2 tRNA genes and 1 rRNA gene are annotated in these 358 nt (G+C 50.3%); all 3 read left to right on the top strand.

The window, feature by feature from the left end:
• A 5S ribosomal RNA gene (rrf, locus tag LMB56_RS00170) occupies positions 1–104 on the top strand; the annotation flags it as partial.
• A gap of 49 nt (positions 105–153) precedes the next feature.
• Positions 154–245, top strand: a tRNA-Ser gene (locus LMB56_RS00175).
• A gap of 7 nt (positions 246–252) precedes the next feature.
• Positions 253–324 (top strand) — tRNA-Glu (locus LMB56_RS00180).
• Positions 325–358: the final 34 nt, after the last annotated feature.

The raw sequence follows: 358 nt of genomic DNA on the forward strand, positions 1-358 counted from the left end.
GCTTGAAGGATACACCTGTACCCATGCCGAACACAGAAGTTAAGCTTCAACACGCCGAAAGTAGTTGGGGGATCGCTCCCTGCGAGGATAGGACGTTGCCACGCAAGATCAAGCTTTGGCACCTGGTCTTAATTGTGCCAGGGCTTGGATATTGGAGAGTTGTCCGAGCTGGCCGAAGGAGCATCATTGGAAATGATGTATACGGGTTAAAGCCTGTATCAAGGGTTCGAATCCCTTACTCTCCGTTATTATGACCCGTTAGTCAAGTGGTTAAGACACCAGCCTTTCACGCTGGTATCGTGGGTTCAAATCCCGCACGGGTCACTTTTGGAGGATTAGCTCAGTTGGGAGAGCATCT

This window comes from Limosilactobacillus reuteri (genome assembly GCF_020785355.1).
GTDB classification, from domain to species: Bacteria; Bacillota; Bacilli; order Lactobacillales; family Lactobacillaceae; genus Limosilactobacillus; species Limosilactobacillus reuteri_I.